Origin of the sequence: Stenotrophomonas indicatrix (genome assembly GCF_050573115.1) — a bacterium.
Classification (GTDB): Bacteria; Pseudomonadota; Gammaproteobacteria; order Xanthomonadales; family Xanthomonadaceae; genus Stenotrophomonas; species Stenotrophomonas lactitubi_A.
On record NZ_JBNYZT010000001.1, the window covers coordinates 912,188 to 927,837 of the forward strand.

General features: G+C 65.2%; 14 protein-coding genes. 7 read left to right on the forward strand and 7 right to left on the reverse strand.

The genetic code is table 11. From position 1 onward, the window contains the following. Positions 1–23: 23 nt before the first annotated feature. Positions 24–2,708, forward strand: a complete 2,685-nt coding sequence (metH, locus tag ACQ5SA_RS04100) for a methionine synthase (protein ID WP_230112645.1) — start codon at positions 24–26, stop codon at positions 2,706–2,708. A gap of 110 nt (positions 2,709–2,818) precedes the next feature. Here metH and ACQ5SA_RS04105 read toward each other — a convergent pair whose 3' ends face one another. The 6 genes from ACQ5SA_RS04105 to ACQ5SA_RS04130 form a co-directional block, all read right to left on the reverse strand. Then, the gene (locus tag ACQ5SA_RS04105; RefSeq protein WP_499312831.1) at positions 2,819–4,909 is read right to left on the reverse strand and encodes an acyltransferase family protein; all 2,091 of its coding nucleotides are present in this window, start codon (positions 4,907–4,909) and stop codon (positions 2,819–2,821) included. A 67-nt stretch (positions 4,910–4,976) separates the two neighbouring features. Continuing rightward, positions 4,977–5,660, reverse strand: a complete 684-nt coding sequence (locus ACQ5SA_RS04110; RefSeq protein WP_499312833.1) for a DUF2058 domain-containing protein — start codon at positions 5,658–5,660, stop codon at positions 4,977–4,979. 10 nt (positions 5,661–5,670) lie between these two features. Further along, positions 5,671–5,910, reverse strand: coding sequence for a SlyX family protein (locus ACQ5SA_RS04115; protein WP_025876828.1), 240 nt, complete (start codon positions 5,908–5,910; stop codon positions 5,671–5,673). Continuing rightward, positions 5,903–7,252 (reverse strand): UDP-glucose dehydrogenase family protein, encoded by a 1,350-nt coding sequence (locus ACQ5SA_RS04120; RefSeq protein ID WP_140227377.1) that lies wholly within the window; start codon positions 7,250–7,252, stop codon positions 5,903–5,905. Before ACQ5SA_RS04120 ends, ACQ5SA_RS04115 begins: the two co-directional genes overlap by 8 nt. A 23-nt stretch (positions 7,253–7,275) precedes the next feature. Further along, the gene (locus tag ACQ5SA_RS04125) at positions 7,276–8,253 is read right to left on the reverse strand and encodes an FKBP-type peptidyl-prolyl cis-trans isomerase (RefSeq protein ID WP_230112648.1); all 978 of its coding nucleotides are present in this window, start codon (positions 8,251–8,253) and stop codon (positions 7,276–7,278) included. 96 nt (positions 8,254–8,349) lie between these two features. Then, positions 8,350–8,937: a glutathione peroxidase gene (locus ACQ5SA_RS04130; RefSeq protein WP_230112649.1), complete on the reverse strand. Its 588-nt coding sequence runs from the start codon at positions 8,935–8,937 to the stop codon at positions 8,350–8,352. Between the two features lie 619 nt (positions 8,938–9,556). Between ACQ5SA_RS04130 and ACQ5SA_RS04135 the strand changes: the two genes are divergently transcribed. From ACQ5SA_RS04135 to ACQ5SA_RS04160, 6 genes are all read left to right on the forward strand, one after another. Further along, positions 9,557–9,916 carry a GntR family transcriptional regulator gene (locus ACQ5SA_RS04135; protein WP_012511573.1) on the forward strand — a complete coding sequence of 120 codons (360 nt, stop codon included), beginning with the start codon at positions 9,557–9,559 and terminating at the stop codon, positions 9,914–9,916. Next, positions 9,916–10,806 carry an ABC transporter ATP-binding protein gene (locus tag ACQ5SA_RS04140; RefSeq protein ID WP_089236130.1) on the forward strand — a complete coding sequence of 297 codons (891 nt, stop codon included), beginning with the start codon at positions 9,916–9,918 and terminating at the stop codon, positions 10,804–10,806. The genes ACQ5SA_RS04135 and ACQ5SA_RS04140 overlap by 1 nt, the downstream gene beginning before the upstream one ends. After that, positions 10,803–11,825, forward strand: a complete 1,023-nt coding sequence (locus ACQ5SA_RS04145) for a hypothetical protein (protein ID WP_230113340.1) — start codon at positions 10,803–10,805, stop codon at positions 11,823–11,825. Before ACQ5SA_RS04140 ends, ACQ5SA_RS04145 begins: the two co-directional genes overlap by 4 nt. Positions 11,826–11,848: 23 nt before the next feature. After that, positions 11,849–12,733 carry a GIN domain-containing protein gene (locus tag ACQ5SA_RS04150; RefSeq protein WP_499312835.1) on the forward strand — a complete coding sequence of 295 codons (885 nt, stop codon included), beginning with the start codon at positions 11,849–11,851 and terminating at the stop codon, positions 12,731–12,733. Between the two features lie 30 nt (positions 12,734–12,763). Further along, entirely contained in the window at positions 12,764–13,366 is a 603-nt protein-coding gene (locus ACQ5SA_RS04155) for a DUF2884 family protein (protein WP_230113338.1), read from the forward strand. A gap of 106 nt (positions 13,367–13,472) precedes the next feature. Further along, positions 13,473–13,898: a hypothetical protein gene (locus ACQ5SA_RS04160; protein WP_499312837.1), complete on the forward strand. Its 426-nt coding sequence runs from the start codon at positions 13,473–13,475 to the stop codon at positions 13,896–13,898. Between the two features lie 79 nt (positions 13,899–13,977). Here ACQ5SA_RS04160 and ACQ5SA_RS04165 read toward each other — a convergent pair whose 3' ends face one another. Beyond that, a complete protein-coding gene (locus tag ACQ5SA_RS04165) occupies positions 13,978–15,417 on the reverse strand; it encodes a class II fumarate hydratase (protein WP_205405952.1) in 1,440 nt (479 codons plus the stop codon). Positions 15,418–15,650 lie beyond the last annotated feature (233 nt).

Here is a 15,650-nt window from a genome sequence, read left to right on the forward strand (position 1 = left end):
TTACCGTTGAGCCGCCACCTGCCATGACGCCTGTCCGCCCTACCCGCCTGTCCGGCCTGGAACCGCTGGTCATCACTCCGGACCTGCTGTTCGTCAATGTCGGTGAACGCACCAACGTCACCGGCAGTGCGCAGTTCCGCAAGCTGATCAAGGAAGGTCGTTACGAGGAAGCGGTGGACGTGGCCCGGCAGCAGGTGGCCAGCGGCGCGCAGATCCTCGACGTCAACATGGACGAGGGCCTGATCGATTCGGAGGCGGCGATGACCCGCTATCTCAATCTGATCATGTCCGAGCCGGACATCGCGCGCATCCCGGTGATGGTCGACTCCTCAAAATGGAGCGTGATCGAGGCTGGCCTGAAGTGCCTGCAGGGCAAGAGCGTGGTCAATTCGATCTCGCTGAAGGAAGGCGAGGACCTGTTCCGCGAGCATGCGCGCAAGGTGCTGCGCTATGGCGCCGCCGCGGTGGTGATGGCCTTCGATGAAGCCGGGCAGGCCGACACCTGCGCGCGCAAGGTCGAAATCTGCACCCGCGCCTATCGCCTGCTGGTCGATGACATCGGCTTCCCGCCCCAGGACATCATCTTCGACCCGAACATCTTCGCCGTCGCCACCGGCATTGAAGAGCATGACAACTACGCGGTCGACTTCATCGAAGCCACCCGCATCATCAAGCAGACGCTGCCGCACTGCCATGTGTCCGGCGGCGTATCGAACGTATCTTTCTCGTTCCGTGGCAACGAGACCGTGCGGCAGGCGATCCACTCGGTGTTCCTGTACCACGCGATCGCCGCGGGCATGGACATGGGCATCGTCAATGCCGGCGCCATGCCGATCTACGACGAACTGGAGCCGGACCTGCGCGAGCGGGTGGAGGACGTGATCCTCAACCGCCGCCGTGATGCCACCGAGCGCCTGCTTGAAATCGCCGAGCGCTACAAGGGCAGCAAGGGTGCGGCGAAGACCGAAGACCTGGCGTGGCGCGAGAAGCCGGTGGATGCGCGGTTGGCGCATGCGCTGGTGCATGGCCTGGACGCCTGGGTCGAAGCCGATACCGAAGAGGCCCGGCAGCGTTCCAGCCGACCACTGGACGTCATCGAAGGCCCGCTGATGGATGGCATGAACGTGGTCGGCGATCTGTTCGGTGCCGGCAAGATGTTCCTGCCGCAGGTGGTGAAGTCGGCACGGGTGATGAAGAAGGCGGTGGCTTACCTGCTGCCCTACATCGAAGCCGAGAAGGCACGCAGCGGCGACACCGCCCGCAGCAATGGCAGGATCATCATGGCCACGGTGAAGGGCGATGTGCACGACATCGGCAAGAACATCGTCGGCGTGGTCCTGGCCTGCAACAACTTCGAGGTGATCGACCTCGGCGTGATGGTACCGGCGCAGAAGATCCTCGACGCCGCCCGCGAGCACCAGGCCGACATTATCGGCCTGTCCGGCCTGATCACACCGTCGCTGGAAGAAATGAGCCATGTCGCCCGTGAAATGCAGCGACAGGGCTTCGATCTGCCGCTGATGATCGGTGGCGCGACCACCTCGCGTGCGCACACTGCGTTGAAGATCGACCCGCATTACAAGGCGCCGACGATCTGGGTGAAGGATGCTTCACGCGCGGTGGGTGTGGCGCAGTCCCTGATCTCGCGTGAGTTGCGTGATGCGTTCGTCGCTGCCAACGAGGCGGACTACGCCGAGATCCGTACCCGCCATCGCAACCGCGGTGACGCCAAGCGCCTGGTCTCGCTGGAGCATGCACGCGGCCAGAAGTTCAAGTGCGATTGGGAAGCGTACACGCCACCCGCACCGAAGCAGCCGGGCCTGCACGTATTCGATGATTATCCGCTGGCCGAGCTGGTGCCCTACATCGACTGGACGCCGTTCTTCCAGGCATGGGAACTGGCAGGCAAGTACCCGGCCATCCTCACCGATGAGATCGTCGGCACCCAGGCCAGCGAGCTTTACCAGGACGCGCGCGCGATGCTCGACCGCATCGTCAACGAGAAGTGGCTGCAGGCCAAGGCCGTGTTCGGCCTGTGGCCCGCCAACAGCATCGGCGACGACGTCCGTGTGCAGCATCCCGATGGCGAGGCCACCCTGCACTTCCTGCGGCAACAGGTGGACAAGCCTGCCGAACGCCCGGATTTCTGCCTTGCCGATTTCATTGCTCCAGCCGCCAGCGGCAAGCAGGACTGGATCGGGGCCTTCGCAGTCACCGCCGGCATCGGTATCGACGCGCACGTGGCCCGTTTCGAGGCCGACCACGACGACTACAACGCGATCCTGTTGAAGGCGCTCGCCGACCGCTTTGCCGAAGCACTGGCCGAACGCCTGCACCAGCGTGTGCGTACCGGATTCTGGGGCTATGACCACGCTGAAACACTCGATAATGAAGCGCTGATCGACGAAAAGTATCGCGGCATCCGCCCCGCGCCCGGCTACCCGGCCTGTCCCGAACACAGCGAAAAACGCCGATTGTTCGACCTGCTGGGCGCGGAAACCAACGCCGACATGCAGCTGACCGAAAGCTTCGCGATGCTGCCGACCGCGGCCGTATCCGGCTATTACTTCAGCCACCCGCAGAGCCAGTATTTCGTGGTCGGGCGGCTGGGGCGTGAGCAGGTGGGAGACTACGCACGCCGCAAGGGCGTGGACCGCGCCCAGGCCGAACGTTGGCTGGCCTCAAACCTGGATTACGATCCGGAATGATCGCCGCGCCTGGCAAGGATCAGGCGCCAGCGTCCGCGACGAACCGATAGGCACCACAGGAAGCGGGCAAACCCGGACACTACGACCCGTAACTGATCACGCGCCCCCGGTCAGGGGGCGACCGCCGGTGCCGGCGAAGACGCCTGCAGACGCTGCAGCTGATCCTGGAAATCAGGCAGCAGCAGACGGTTGCTGTATCCGCTGAGATGGTCGCCATCGAAGAACAGCGGCTTGCCGTCGCGGGTGGGAAGGCACTGCTCGCCCGGGCACAGCAACGGCATCGGATCCCATATGGATGCACCCGGCAGACCTGCGGCGACCTGCTGCAGGCCGGCCAGCACCGGCGCGCGCAACTGCTCGATCTCGCTGCGCGCAACCGTCATACCGTTGGCACAGATCGGGTTGTGCCGGTTGAACACGTCCGAACAGCGGTACGGCGGTGCCGGCAGCACCGGCTTGGGCGCTTCCAACACGATGCGCACGCCACGTTCGGCCAGCGGTGTGAGCTGCTCGATCCAGTGCCCGATCTCGGCTTTGCGGCCCGCGCTGGCCGTCTCGCTCAGATGCTCGGCACGCACCTGAGCAGCGTCGAACAGCGCGTACGACTCAGACAGGCGTGGCAGGCGCAGCCCTGCCAGCAACACCACATCACCCGGCTGCGCGCGTGCCTGGATATCTTCCAGCACGTTGCGCGTATAGGCCTCGCAGGACGGATTGGGGCCCTGCCAGGCTCGTAACCCGACCAGCGCGCAGCCGCCACTGCTATACAGGTGGATCGGCGCCCCATCGAGCACGGCAAGGCGCTGCAGCATCTCGTGGTAGGCCAGTGCATGCGAATCGCCGGCCACGAACAACTGGCGGCTGGATGCAGTGCGCCCGGGACACTGGCCGCGCTCGTAAAGGCGGGCCTGTCCGCCCAGTACCGGCACGTTGCTGACCCGCACGCGGCAGTCCGGGATTTCCTTCTTCAGCCCCTTGGCATACGGGTACCAGTCCAGCGGAGCACGGCTGACCACGCTGAGCGAGGTGTACTTCTGGGTCTTCGTCAGCGCCGACTGCAGGCCGGCGCCGAGCACCAGTACTCCCAGCCCGACCACCACCCAGCGCGCGTTGCTGACGCGCCAGCGCACACCATGCCGCAGGGGCTGTTCCACCCAGCGCCAGGACAGCCAGGACAACAGTGCTACGCACAGCAGCGCGGCGCCGCCGGTGGCCAGCGTCTCCAGGCCCACCGTCCAGCGGAACAGGACGAAGACCGGCCAGTGCCACAGGTACAGCGAGTAGGACAGGCGACCGATCGTCACCATCGGTTTGGTTGCCAGCGTGCGCCCGATCCAGCCCCCGGGTGAGCGCTGCAGCAGGCCCAGCAATCCCAGCGTGCCCACTACCGGCCACAGCCCATCAATCCACGGCGAATGGCCTGGGCGAGCGGCCCAGAGCCCGTAGCCCAGCGCCACAACGCTCAGCAGCAGCAAAGGCGAACGCCAACTGATACCGCGCGGTGGCACCGGCGGCGGCGTGAACCGGCCGCTCAGCGACAACAGTTGGAAGAGCAGCACACCAGCGCCAAGCTGCCAGAACCTCGTGGTGGTCAGGTAAAACGCATCGATCTCATGACCGCCCTGCCCCGCGCGAAACAGCGCGTACCCCAGCGATGCCACAGTTGCCAGGCCAAAAAGGCCCACCGACAGCCAAGCTCCGCGGCGGCCTTTGGCCCAAGCCAGGAACAACAGCGGGAACAGCAGGTAGAACTGCTCTTCGACACCCAGCGACCAGGTATGCGTGTATGGATTGAACTCGGTGCGCGGCGAGAAATAGTCGTTGCCGGTGCTGGCCAGCACCCAGTTGCTCAACCCGAAGAACGCCATGCGGCCAGTCTTGTCACTGGTCTCGCTGAGCCAGGATTCGGGAATCAGCAACGCGCTGAACATCGCCGTCACCAGCAGGCACACCACCAGCGCCGGGGCGATGCGACGCATGCGGCGCGCATAGAAACGCGCCAACCCTGCCCAGCCTCCGATTGCCGGCAGACGATCCACCGAGGCACTGACCACGAAGCCGGAGATGACGAAGAACACGTCCACGCCGGTAAAGCCACCCGGCAGCCAGCTCGCCTTGAGGTGGTAGAGGATGACCGCCAGCACCGCGATCGCACGCAGGCCATCGATATGCGGGAAATACCCGGGACTGCGTTCCTGCATGGCCCTGCTCCTGACATGCAACGGGCGCCCTTCGGCGCCCAGTGCGTTCAACAATGGTCGCGCGGACTTACCAGACCAGGTCGTCGGGCACCTGGTACTGCGGGTCGGCGTAGGGATCATCCTCGGCCGGCGCGTTCGGGTCGACCTTCAACGCCACCGACGCCGCAAACACCGCTTCAGACTGGGCCAGAACCTCGGCCGTCACCAGCAGGTAGCGACCGTTGAGCTGGACCACACCCAGTTCACCGGCGTTGAGCGCCTTGAGCTGCTCAGCGGTGACGTAGATGCGCTTGATCTTGCCGCCATACGGGAAGTGGCGTGCGATATCGGCCGCTTCAGCATTCAGGGCCTTGTCCTTCAGCAGTTCTTCCAGCTTCACCTTGGCCTCGCGGCGCTGGCGTGCTTCTTCCTGCTTCAGGCGCTCGGCCTCGATGCGCTCTTCCTTTTCGCGCTGGGCACGGATCGCGTAGGCCTTGGCCAGATCCATTTCCTCAGCGGTACGCGGCTTGCGCGGCCCCTGCCCGTGGCCCTGGCCACGCTGCTGGCCGGGCTTGCCCGAACCGCCATTGCCATGCGCCCGCCGCTCGCCGGGCTTGTGTTCGCCCCTGCCAGCCTGCTGCGGCTTTCCATTGCCATTGCCACCCTTGCCCTGCGGGCGGCCATCACGGCGGGGGGCATCATTCTTGCGCTCGGGCTTGGGCGCGGGCTTGAAGCCCAGGCCCATCAGCTGGTCGCGGAGGGTATCGCTCATAGGATATGGATCAGTAGTGCGGCGGCGGCGGTTCGCTCGCCGGATCAGAAGAATTCAATGCATTGCGGACCTTGCCCAGGTCCTCCAGCAGCACGCGCAGGATGCCGGCATTACGGCTGCCTTCCATACGCGCGTCTGCCAGTGCATCGCTCAGTTCGGCCAGCGCGTGTTCCTGGAAGGACACGCGCATCTCCAGCTCGACCAGGCGCGCTTCAAGCGCCTGCTCGCGTTCGGTCGGTACTTCAGACATGCAGCGAACGCCCCCGGCCAATGCCGTAATACGCAAGGCCAGCGGCCTCGACTTCGGCCGGCTCGTACAGATTGCGGCCATCGAACACCACCGCATCCTTCAGCCGCTCGCGCAGCATCTGGAAATCGGGGCTGCGGAACTGCTTCCACTCGGTCACTACGACCAACGCATCGGCGCCCTGCAGCGCGTCGTCGGCGCTGTCACAGAACACCAGATCGTCGCGATCGCCGAAGATCCGCTGCGATTCATGCATCGCCTCCGGATCGTACGCGCGCACTGTCGCACCGCCTTCCCACAACTGGGCCAGCAGGCGGCGGCTGGAGGCCTCGCGCATGTCGTCGGTATTGGGCTTGAACGCCAGGCCCCACACGGCAAACGTCCTGCCGCGCACGCCTTCGTCTTCGCCCTTGTCGTAGTGGCGCTGGATCAGGGCAAACAGGTGCCCCTTCTGCGATTCATTCACCGCCTCCACCGCGTTCAGCAGTTTCGGCTCCAGGCCGGCCTGCTGCGCGGTGCGGGCCAGTGCCTGCACGTCCTTGGGGAAACACGAACCGCCGTAACCGGCACCCGGATAGATGAAGTGCCAGCCGATACGCGGATCCGAACCGATTCCCTGGCGGACCTGCTCGACGTCGGCGCCGACGCGCTCGGCGATGTTGGCGATTTCATTCATGAACGAAATCTTGGTTGCCAGCATTGCATTGGCTGCGTACTTGGTCAGCTCGGCCGAACGCACATCCATCTCCACCACGCGATCGTGGTTGCGATTGAACGGTGCGTACAGGCGACGCATCACGGCGACCGACTCGGCACTGGTGGCACCGATGATGATGCGGTCAGGCCGCATGCAGTCGGCAACGGCGTCGCCTTCCTTCAGGAATTCAGGGTTGGACACCACATCGAAGGCGATATCCGCTCCACGCGCTGCCAGCTCCTCGGCAATGGCCGCACGCACCTTGTCGGCGGTGCCCACCGGCACCGTCGACTTGTTGACCACCACGGTCGGCACCGAGATGTACCGGCCGATGGTGCGGGCCACGGCCAGCACGTACTGCAGGTCCGCGCTGCCATCCTCGTCCGGCGGCGTGCCCACTGCGATGAACACCACCTGGCCATGGCCGATGGCGGTCGCAGCGTCGGTGGTGAACACCAGCCGCGACGCGGCGTGGTTGGCCTTCACCATCGGCTCCAGGCCGGGCTCGTAGATCGGGATGATGCCCCGGTTGAGGCCATCCACCTTGGCCTGGTCGATATCGACACAGACCACCTGGTGGCCAACATCGGCCAGGCAGGTGCCGGTCACCAGACCTACATAACCGGTACCAAAAATCGCAACGCGCATATCCGTGCTGACTCCGTGGTGGCTTACGGCAGAACGCCCAGCAACTCGACGTCGAAGGTCAGGGTGGAGTTCGGCCCGATCGGACCACCCGGGGTGCCGTTCTCGCCGTACGCCAGTTCACCCGGGATCCAGAAGCGGTACTTCGAGCCGACCGGCATCAGGGCCACGCCCTCGGTCCAGCCCTTGATGACCTGGTCCAGACCGAATTCGGCCGGACCACGGCCTGCGGAACTGTCGAACACGGTGCCGTTGAGCAACTTGCCTTCGTAGTTCACACGCACCTTGCTGGACGGCAACGGACGCTCGCCGCTGCCCGGGCGGATCACCTGGTACTGCAGGCCCGACGGGGTGGTCACCACGCCCGGCTGGGTCTTGTTCTTGGCCAGGAATGCGTTGCCTTCCTGACGGTTGGTCTGCGCAGCCTGTGCGGCCTTGGCCTGCATCTCGGCCTGCTTGGTGCCCATGAACGCCTGGATGGTGGCAGTGGCGTCAGCTTCGGTCATCTTCGGCTGACCCTTGCTCAGGCCAGTGTTGATCGCGTCAAACAGCGAGGCGGTATCGATATCGTCCTTCAGCTGTGCCAGCGACGGACCCACCGAATAGGCGCCGATCATCTGCGCGACCTTGACCCGGTCGACTTTCGCCGGCTGCGAGCCCGGCGCGACGCCCGGCACCTGCTGTCCGCTGCGGGCCATTACCACCTGGCGCAGGGCGGCATCGGTCGCCTTGGCCTGTTCCTGGGTGATCTGCGGCTGCAGGCCTTCGAAGGAACGCTCCACGGCAGTGCGCAGCGCGGCCGCATCGATTTCATCGGCGATCGGCGCGAACGACTTGGCCACATCCAGACCAATGGCGTAGCCGAGCTTCTGCTTGGGGGAATTCAAGGGTGCGGTCTCCTTGGCGGCCGAGGGAGCGGCCGGTTGTTGCGACAGTGCGACACCGGTGGTGCCCATCGCCAGAATCAGAACCGACGCCGCGGCGCCGCGCATTCCCATCTTCATTCGCTGCATTCCTGGAAGTGACTGGACGCCGACGTCGGCGCGAAAACACGTATTGTCGCACGCATGCCGTCGATGTCGAGGCATCCGTGCCGTCATTCAATGTACAGCCGGTGCTGCAAGCGCCTTGTCGATGGCTGCTTTCAGCTGCGGATCATCCGGAGTGACCTTGCTCGCGAACTGGGCAATGACCCGGCCATCGCGCCCGACCAGATACTTGTGGAAATTCCAGCCGGGCGCCACACCGGTGGCCGCGGTCAAACGCTGGTAAAGCGGCGTGGCCTGCGCACCGGTCACGTGCACCTTTTCGAACATCGGGAACTTCACGCCATAAGTAAGCGTGCAGAAATCCTGGATCTGCTTTTCATCACCCGGCTCTTGTCCCTTGAAATCGTTGGACGGGAAGCCGAGCACCGCAAACCCATTGCCGGCGTACTGCTTCTGCAACGCTTCGAGGCCTTCGTACTGGGGGGTATAGCCGCACTTGCTGGCGGTATTGACCACCAGCAGCACCTGGCCGTGGTAGCGCTGCTGCAGGTTGACCTGCTGCTTGCCCGCCAGCGGCCGATACGACAGATCCAGCAGATCGGCGGCAAACGCGCCGGCCGAAGTGGCCAGGCCAGCGGCCAGCAGGGTCAACAGGGACAGGCCGCGAAGGCGGCGCGAGGAGGCAGTCGACAAAGGCATGGGAGACGTTCCGCGGTAGCCGTTCCAGGGGGCCGGCCGTGACCGGCCGGGAATCGGCCGAACTATAGCACCGGGGTCTGCACACCCCCTGCAACGCACACGCTGCCGGGCTTTGCGCGGCTTGGCGGAAGGCACCTGCAACCCCCTTCACCGCACCGGTGATGACATAGCATGGACATGGCTGAATGGGAGGCTCGCCCGAAATGGGCCGCTGCAATTTCTTTTTCCCATTTTAAATCAATATTTTAAACGAATATTTCGGTGCCATGACCACCCCTGCCATCAGTTGGGTAGGGGCAGGACTTGCACACAGGCGTGCCGGTGTTATAGTTGCATACAACACCAGTCACCTGAGACAGGGGGGAACCATGAACACCCGGATGCGTCGCAGCCTTACCGCCCCCGCGGTCACCGCGGTATCAACCCTGTTCGTCCTGGTCTGGTTGGCCATGCCGGCCCCCCCGGCCGCTTCCTCCCCCGCCCTCTCCGAAGACAGTACGCAGGACGCAGCAGTACCCCCGGCAGGGAATGCCGCCCCCTCCCCCCCGCGTCGGCTGCACAGCTCCTTGTCCATGCCGTATTTCTCGTTCGCACAGCCGCTGACCCCACGGAGCTGAATATGAGCGACATCCAGTGGAGCGACGGCGCTCCCATCTACCGCCAGCTGAAGGAACGCGTGATCGCGATGATGCTTGACGGAATCCTCAAGCCGGGCGATGCCCTTCCTTCGGTGCGACAGGTGGCCGCCGATTACCAGCTCAACCCCATCACCGTTTCGCGCGCCTACCAGGAGCTGGCCGATGAAGGCCTGGTCGAGAAGCGCCGCGGGCTGGGCATGTTCATGACCGAACAGGCGGCCACGCAGCTGCGCAGCAGCGAGCGCGAACGCTTCCTCAATGAAGAATGGCCAGCCGTTCTGGAGCGCATCCAGCGACTGGGCCTGAGTCTCGACGAATTGTTGCCCCAGGGGAAATTCTGATGAATGCCAGTCCCACTACCGCTGTGCCAAGCGACGCTGTCATTACCGCCCGAGGCCTTCGCAAGGCCTACAAGAACACGCTCGCGCTCGACAATGCCAGCTTCTCCATTCCCGCAGGCCGCATCATCGGCCTGATCGGCCCCAACGGCGCCGGCAAGACCACTGCGTTGAAGGCAGTGCTCGGCCTGACCTCGGTGGAGGGTGAGCTGAGTGTGCTCGGCCGAGACCCGCGCGCGCACCGCGACGATCTGATGAACGACATCTGCTTCATCGCCGATGTCGCCGTGCTGCCGCGCTGGCTGAAGGTGCGTGAGGCGATCGACTTCGTTGCCGGCGTGCACCCGCGCTTCGACCGTGCCCGTTGCGAGCGCTTCCTGGCCAACACCAAGCTGCAGCCCAAGCAGCGCGTGCGCGAGCTGTCCAAGGGCATGATCGTGCAGCTGCACCTGGCCCTGGTGATGGCCATCGACGCCAAGGTGCTGGTGCTGGACGAACCCACGCTCGGCCTGGACATCCTGTACCGCAAGGAGTTCTACCAGCGCCTGCTGGAAGACTACTTCGACGAGCAGAAGACCATCATCGTCACCACCCACCAGGTCGAGGAGATCGAGCACATCCTCACCGACGTGATGTTCATCCGCGACGGCCGCATCGTGCTCAATGCGGAAATGGACGAGGTCGGCGAGCGCTATACCGAACTGCTGGTCGGCGCCGACCAGCTTGAAACCGCCCGCGCACTGAAGCCCATCGACGAGCGCAGCCAGGCCTTCGGCAAGACCGTCCTGTTGTTCGACGGGGTGCCACGCAGCCAGCTGGCCAGCCTGGGTGAGACCCGCAACGCCGGCCTTGCCGATCTGTTCGTCGCTGTCATGAAGGGGACCTACGCATGAATGCCGTCAACCATCCTGTCAGCCCTGTCGGCACCCTGCGCTGGCTGCTCAAGCGCGAATACTGGGAAAACCGCGGTGGATTCCTGTATGCCCCGGTGATCGCCGGCATCGTTTCGCTGCTGATGAGCGGCATTGGCATCGGCTTGGGCCTGTTCGCCCTGCATCGTGCCGCGCGCGACGGCGGCCTGCACATCGACGGCGAGAACGTGAACATCAACGGCCTGGATCTGGCCGTGTTGACCCGCGACATCAGCACCAAGGATATGGCCGACCTGGGCAACGGCCTCGACCTGGCGATGGTACTGACCTCGTCCTGGCCGCTGATCGTGCTCGCATTCGTGGTGTTCTTCTATTGCCTGGGCGCGTTGTATGACGACCGCCGCGATCGCAGCATCCTGTTCTGGAAGTCGCTGCCGCTGTCGGATACCCAGACCGTGCTGTCGAAGGTGTTCAGTGCGCTGATCGTCGCACCGCTCATCGCCATCATCGCGTCCAGCCTGACCCTGCTCGTGTTCATGCTGGTGCTGTGCCTGGTGGTGGTCTCCCACGGCGGTGACGCGATGCAGCTGATCATCGGCCCGGCCAACCCGATTAGCCTGGTGGCGGGCATGTTCGTGTCCATCCCGGTGTACGCCCTGTGGGCGCTGCCCACGGCCGGCTGGCTGCTGCTGTGCTCGGCCTGGGCACGGAGCAAGCCGTTCCTGTGGGCGGTGATGCTGCCGCTGTTCGCCGGCATCATCGTCAGCACCACCAAGCTGATGCACCTGTTCGACCTGACCACCGGCTGGTTCTGGCAGCACATCGTCGGCCGCCTGCTGCTGGGTGCGATGCCGGGGATGGACCTGCTGTACCGCGCCGGTGGCGAACCCAAGCAGGATCTGAACTCGATCGTTGCCCTGATGTCGCCCGCCGCGCAGCTGAAGTCGCTGGCAATGCCCGGCCTGTGGATCGGCGCAGCTTTCGGCGTGGTCTTCATCTTCATCGCCATCCGCCTGCGCAAGCGCGCTGGCGAAATCTGATCTTCAACACGGAGGCACCACCCATGCGTTCCTTGATTGCCTGTAGTGCGCTGTTGCTGTTGCCCTTGTCGGCGCTGGCCGCCGATGCACCGAACTGCAAGTTCTCCGCGCCGCGTGCGCTGAAGATCGATACCGCCGGCGCCAAGGCGGTGGTGTTCGAAATCAACCAGCATGACCTGAAGGTGGTCGCCAGCGCTGGCGGCGGCCAGCTCGAAGGCCGCGCCTGCGCGTCCAACAAGGACTGGTTGGAGCAGCTGGTGCTGGACCAGCGGCGCGTGGGCGACAAGCTGGTGGTAAGCCTCCGCCGCGACAGCCGCGGCTCGCTGTCGATGGGCAGCAACTACGCCTGGCTGGATATCCGTGGCAGCGTGCCGGACAACCTGCCGCTGCAGTTCAAGATCGGTTCCGGCGATGCCAGCATCGAGAACGCGCAGTCGCTGAGCATGGACGTGGGCTCCGGTGATGGCATCGCCCGCGGTACCCGTGGCAGCGTGCATGCCGCCGTGGGCTCGGGCGATCTGGACGTTGATGGCGCCGCATCGTTCAACCTGCTTTCGCTGGGTTCGGGCGACGTCAATGCCCGCAACATCGGCGGTGATGCCAGCGTCGGCACCGTCGGCTCCGGTGACCTGAAGGTGACCGACGTGCGTGGCAACGCGCGGCTGGATACCGTCGGCTCCGGCGACATCGGCTTCAAGCAGGTGCAGGGCAACGTCGAGATCGGCGTGGTCGGCTCCGGCAATGTCGAGATCGAGCAGGTCGGCGGCAATGTCCGTGTGCGCAGCCACGGCTCGGGTGATATCGATGTCGATGGCGTGCGCGGCAATCTCACCGTCGAGCACAGCGGCAGCGGCGACGTCCAGCATCGCAGTGTGGCTGGCACCGTCACCCTGCCCCGCGGCAAGTAACGCCCAACCATCCGATTCGAGGGGAATGCCATGAACCTGCTGCGCCTGCTGCCTGCTGCACTGCTGTGCCTGCCGCTGATCGCCTGTGGCGGCACGTCCAGCCCTGACAAGACCGCCGGCAAGGCGGTGGCCGAGACCGCCGGAGGTGTCGGCCAGACCGTCAAGGAAGCGATGGATGACGCCCGCAAGGAAATTGCGGAAGGCAACATCAAGATCTCCGCCGACAATCAGCCGCGCGCGGAGATCACCCCGCAGGGACAGCTGCTGATCGGCGGCAAGCAGGTGACGTTGGACGATGGCCAGCGCCGCCAGCTGCTCGAGTACCGCGGCCACGTGGTGGCGGTGGCGATGGACGGCATGAACATCGGTCTGGCGGGCGCCAAGCTCGGCGCCAACGCTGCCGGCGAAGCACTGAAGGGCATCTTCAGCGGCGACAGCGAAGGCATCGAAAAGCGGATCAACGCAGAGGCCGCCAAGATCGAGGCGCAGGCCAAGCGCATCTGCGACCGCATGCCTGCCATGCTGGCCAGCCAGCAGGCATTGGCTGCCTCGCTGCCGGCGTTCAAGCCCTATGCAACGATGGACCAGAGCGATGTGGACGACTGCGGCAAGGACACCGTCGTCAACCGCTGACCCTGTGACACATCAGCGCACCCGGCCGGCAGCGCGCAGGCGTTGCCGGCCGGTGCGCCTCGGCGGGCTTACAATGGCGCCCCCGGATGCACTTCATTGAACCGCCATGAAAAAGCTGTTTCTGCTGCTGGCCGCCCTGCTCTGCCTGGGCCTGGTCGGCTGTGACCAGGATTACCGCAACCACCGTGCCGAGCGCGGCAAACCGAAGATCTCGGTCAGCGAAAGCATCGTGACCGTGCGCCGCCAGCCGGCGCCGAACATCATCATCCTGCCCGACGGGCAGATGAAGATCGACGAGATCCTGATTCCGCTGAACGTCAAGCAGAAGCAGATGCTGCAGACGATGTTCGGCACGCTGCAGGTGCTGCGCCAGAACACGCTGGTGGCCGCACCGGCCGACCCCAACATGCAGCCGGTGAAGATCGTGCCACCGGAAGGCATGCAGGTGATTCCGCCGGATCTGGTGCAGACCATTCCCGAGTTCAAGGATTACACCGAGACCTTCGGCAACATCGTCGCCGACCGCCGCTGAAACAAGAACGCCGCCCTCCCGGGCGGCGTTCTTCATTCCTGCATGCGGTGGGTGCGGCCCCGTTCCGCACGTCGGTCGGTCAGCCGCCAGCGCCACCGCCACCGGCCTGGATGCCACCGGCGGTCAACGCGGCCGGGTCCAGCAGCCGGCGCAGCTCGGCTTCGGCCAGGCCACTGTCTTCCAGCGCCACGTCCAGCACCGGGCGCTGCTCCTTGTAGGCACGCTTGGCGATGGCTGCGGCTTTCTCGTAGCCGATGATCGGGTTCAGCGCGGTCACCAGGATCGGATTGCGCGCCAGCGCCTCGGCCACACGGTCTTCGCGCACCTTCAGCCCGGCAATGGCGCTGTCGGCCAGCAGGGTCGACACGTTGGCCAGCAGGCCGATGCCATCAAGCAGGTTCACCGCGATCAGCGGCAGCGTCACATTGAGCTGGAAGTTGCCGGTCTGGCCGGCCACGGTGATCGCCGTGTGGTGACCGATCACCTGTGCGCAGGCCATCACCGTTGCCTCCGGAATCACCGGATTGACCTTACCCGGCATGATCGAGGACCCCGGCTGCAGTGCCGGCAGTTCGATCTCGCCCAGGCCCGCCAGCGGACCGGCATTCATCCAGCGCAGGTCGTTGGCGATCTTGATCAGGGCCACCGCCAGCGCATTGAGCTGGCCCGACAGTTCCACCGCATCATCCTGCGCGGCCAGGCCTTCGAACTTGTTCTCGGCGCTGTCGAACTTGAAGCCCGTCTGCTGCTTCAGCGCCTTGGCCACCTGCGCGCCAAAGCGCGGGTCCGCATTGATACCGGTGCCGATGGCGGTACCGCCCAGCGGCAGGCGGCGCACGCGCTTGAGGCTGTCCTCGATGCGCTCCTGTGCCGAGGCCAACTGCGCCGACCACGCACCGAATTCCTGTTCGAAGGTCAGCGGCATCGCGTCCATCAGGTGGGTGCGGCCGGTCTTGACCACTTTGCGCAGGCTGCGGCCCTTCTTGTCCAGCGTCCTGCGCAGGTGCACCAGCGCCGGCAGCAACTGCTCATGGGTGGCCAGCACGGCCGACACGCGCAGCGCCGTCGGGATCACGTCATTGGAGCTCTGCCCTTGGTTGACGTGATCGTTCGGGTGCACGGTGGTCTTGCCCGCTTTGCCGGCACGATTGGCCAGGGTGGCGATGACCTCGTTGGCGTTCATGTTCGAGGAAGTGCCCGAGCCGGTCTGGTAGACATCGATCGGGAACTGCGCGTCCCACGTGCCGTCCGCCACTTCGGCAGCGGCAGACTGGATGGCCTTGGCAACGGTCCTGGGCAAGTGGCCCAGCTCGGCGTTGACGCCGGCGGCGGCTCCCTTGACCAGGCCCAGCGCACGGATGAAGCCGCGCGGCATGCGCTGGCCCGACACCGGGAAATTCTGTACAGCGCGCTGGGTCTGCGCGCCCCACAGGGCGTCGGCAGGCACCTGCAGCTCGCCCATGCTGTCGTGCTCGATCCGGAACCCCTTGGGGGCGCTCTTGCTTGCAGCTTTGCTCATTGCATCAACTCCGCACTACTTCGGTTGGGGAAAGGGAAGCGGCGGCTGGCAGGGTGTCGCTTCCCGGGCTGGCGGCTGCGACAACGATACTCCCTTGTCCGGTGCACGGTAGTGCCGACGGTAGTGCCGGGCGCTGGCCGGCAACCACGCGGGGCCCGCGATTCCATGGGTTGCCGGCCAGCGGCCGGCACTACCTCACCGGCACGTCGTAGAATATGGCCCCCGCCGCTCGC

Bases quoted from the DNA above. Each gene is read 5' to 3' on its own strand.
- metH (WP_230112645.1), top strand. From the start codon at position 24: ATGACGCCTGTCCGCCCTACCCGCCTGTCCGGCCTGGAACCGCTGGTC.
- ACQ5SA_RS04105 (WP_499312831.1), bottom strand. From the start codon at position 4,909: ATGCAGGAACGCAGTCCCGGGTATTTCCCGCATATCGATGGCCTGCGT.
- ACQ5SA_RS04110 (WP_499312833.1), bottom strand. From the start codon at position 5,660: ATGAGCGATACCCTCCGCGACCAGCTGATGGGCCTGGGCTTCAAGCCC.
- ACQ5SA_RS04115 (WP_025876828.1), bottom strand. From the start codon at position 5,910: ATGTCTGAAGTACCGACCGAACGCGAGCAGGCGCTTGAAGCGCGCCTG.
- ACQ5SA_RS04120 (WP_140227377.1), bottom strand. From the start codon at position 7,252: ATGCGCGTTGCGATTTTTGGTACCGGTTATGTAGGTCTGGTGACCGGC.
- ACQ5SA_RS04125 (WP_230112648.1), bottom strand. From the start codon at position 8,253: ATGAAGATGGGAATGCGCGGCGCCGCGGCGTCGGTTCTGATTCTGGCG.
- ACQ5SA_RS04130 (WP_230112649.1), bottom strand. From the start codon at position 8,937: ATGCCTTTGTCGACTGCCTCCTCGCGCCGCCTTCGCGGCCTGTCCCTG.
- ACQ5SA_RS04135 (WP_012511573.1), top strand. From the start codon at position 9,557: ATGAGCGACATCCAGTGGAGCGACGGCGCTCCCATCTACCGCCAGCTG.
- ACQ5SA_RS04140 (WP_089236130.1), top strand. From the start codon at position 9,916: ATGAATGCCAGTCCCACTACCGCTGTGCCAAGCGACGCTGTCATTACC.
- ACQ5SA_RS04145 (WP_230113340.1), top strand. From the start codon at position 10,803: ATGAATGCCGTCAACCATCCTGTCAGCCCTGTCGGCACCCTGCGCTGG.
- ACQ5SA_RS04150 (WP_499312835.1), top strand. From the start codon at position 11,849: ATGCGTTCCTTGATTGCCTGTAGTGCGCTGTTGCTGTTGCCCTTGTCG.
- ACQ5SA_RS04155 (WP_230113338.1), top strand. From the start codon at position 12,764: ATGAACCTGCTGCGCCTGCTGCCTGCTGCACTGCTGTGCCTGCCGCTG.
- ACQ5SA_RS04160 (WP_499312837.1), top strand. From the start codon at position 13,473: ATGAAAAAGCTGTTTCTGCTGCTGGCCGCCCTGCTCTGCCTGGGCCTG.
- ACQ5SA_RS04165 (WP_205405952.1), bottom strand. From the start codon at position 15,417: ATGAGCAAAGCTGCAAGCAAGAGCGCCCCCAAGGGGTTCCGGATCGAG.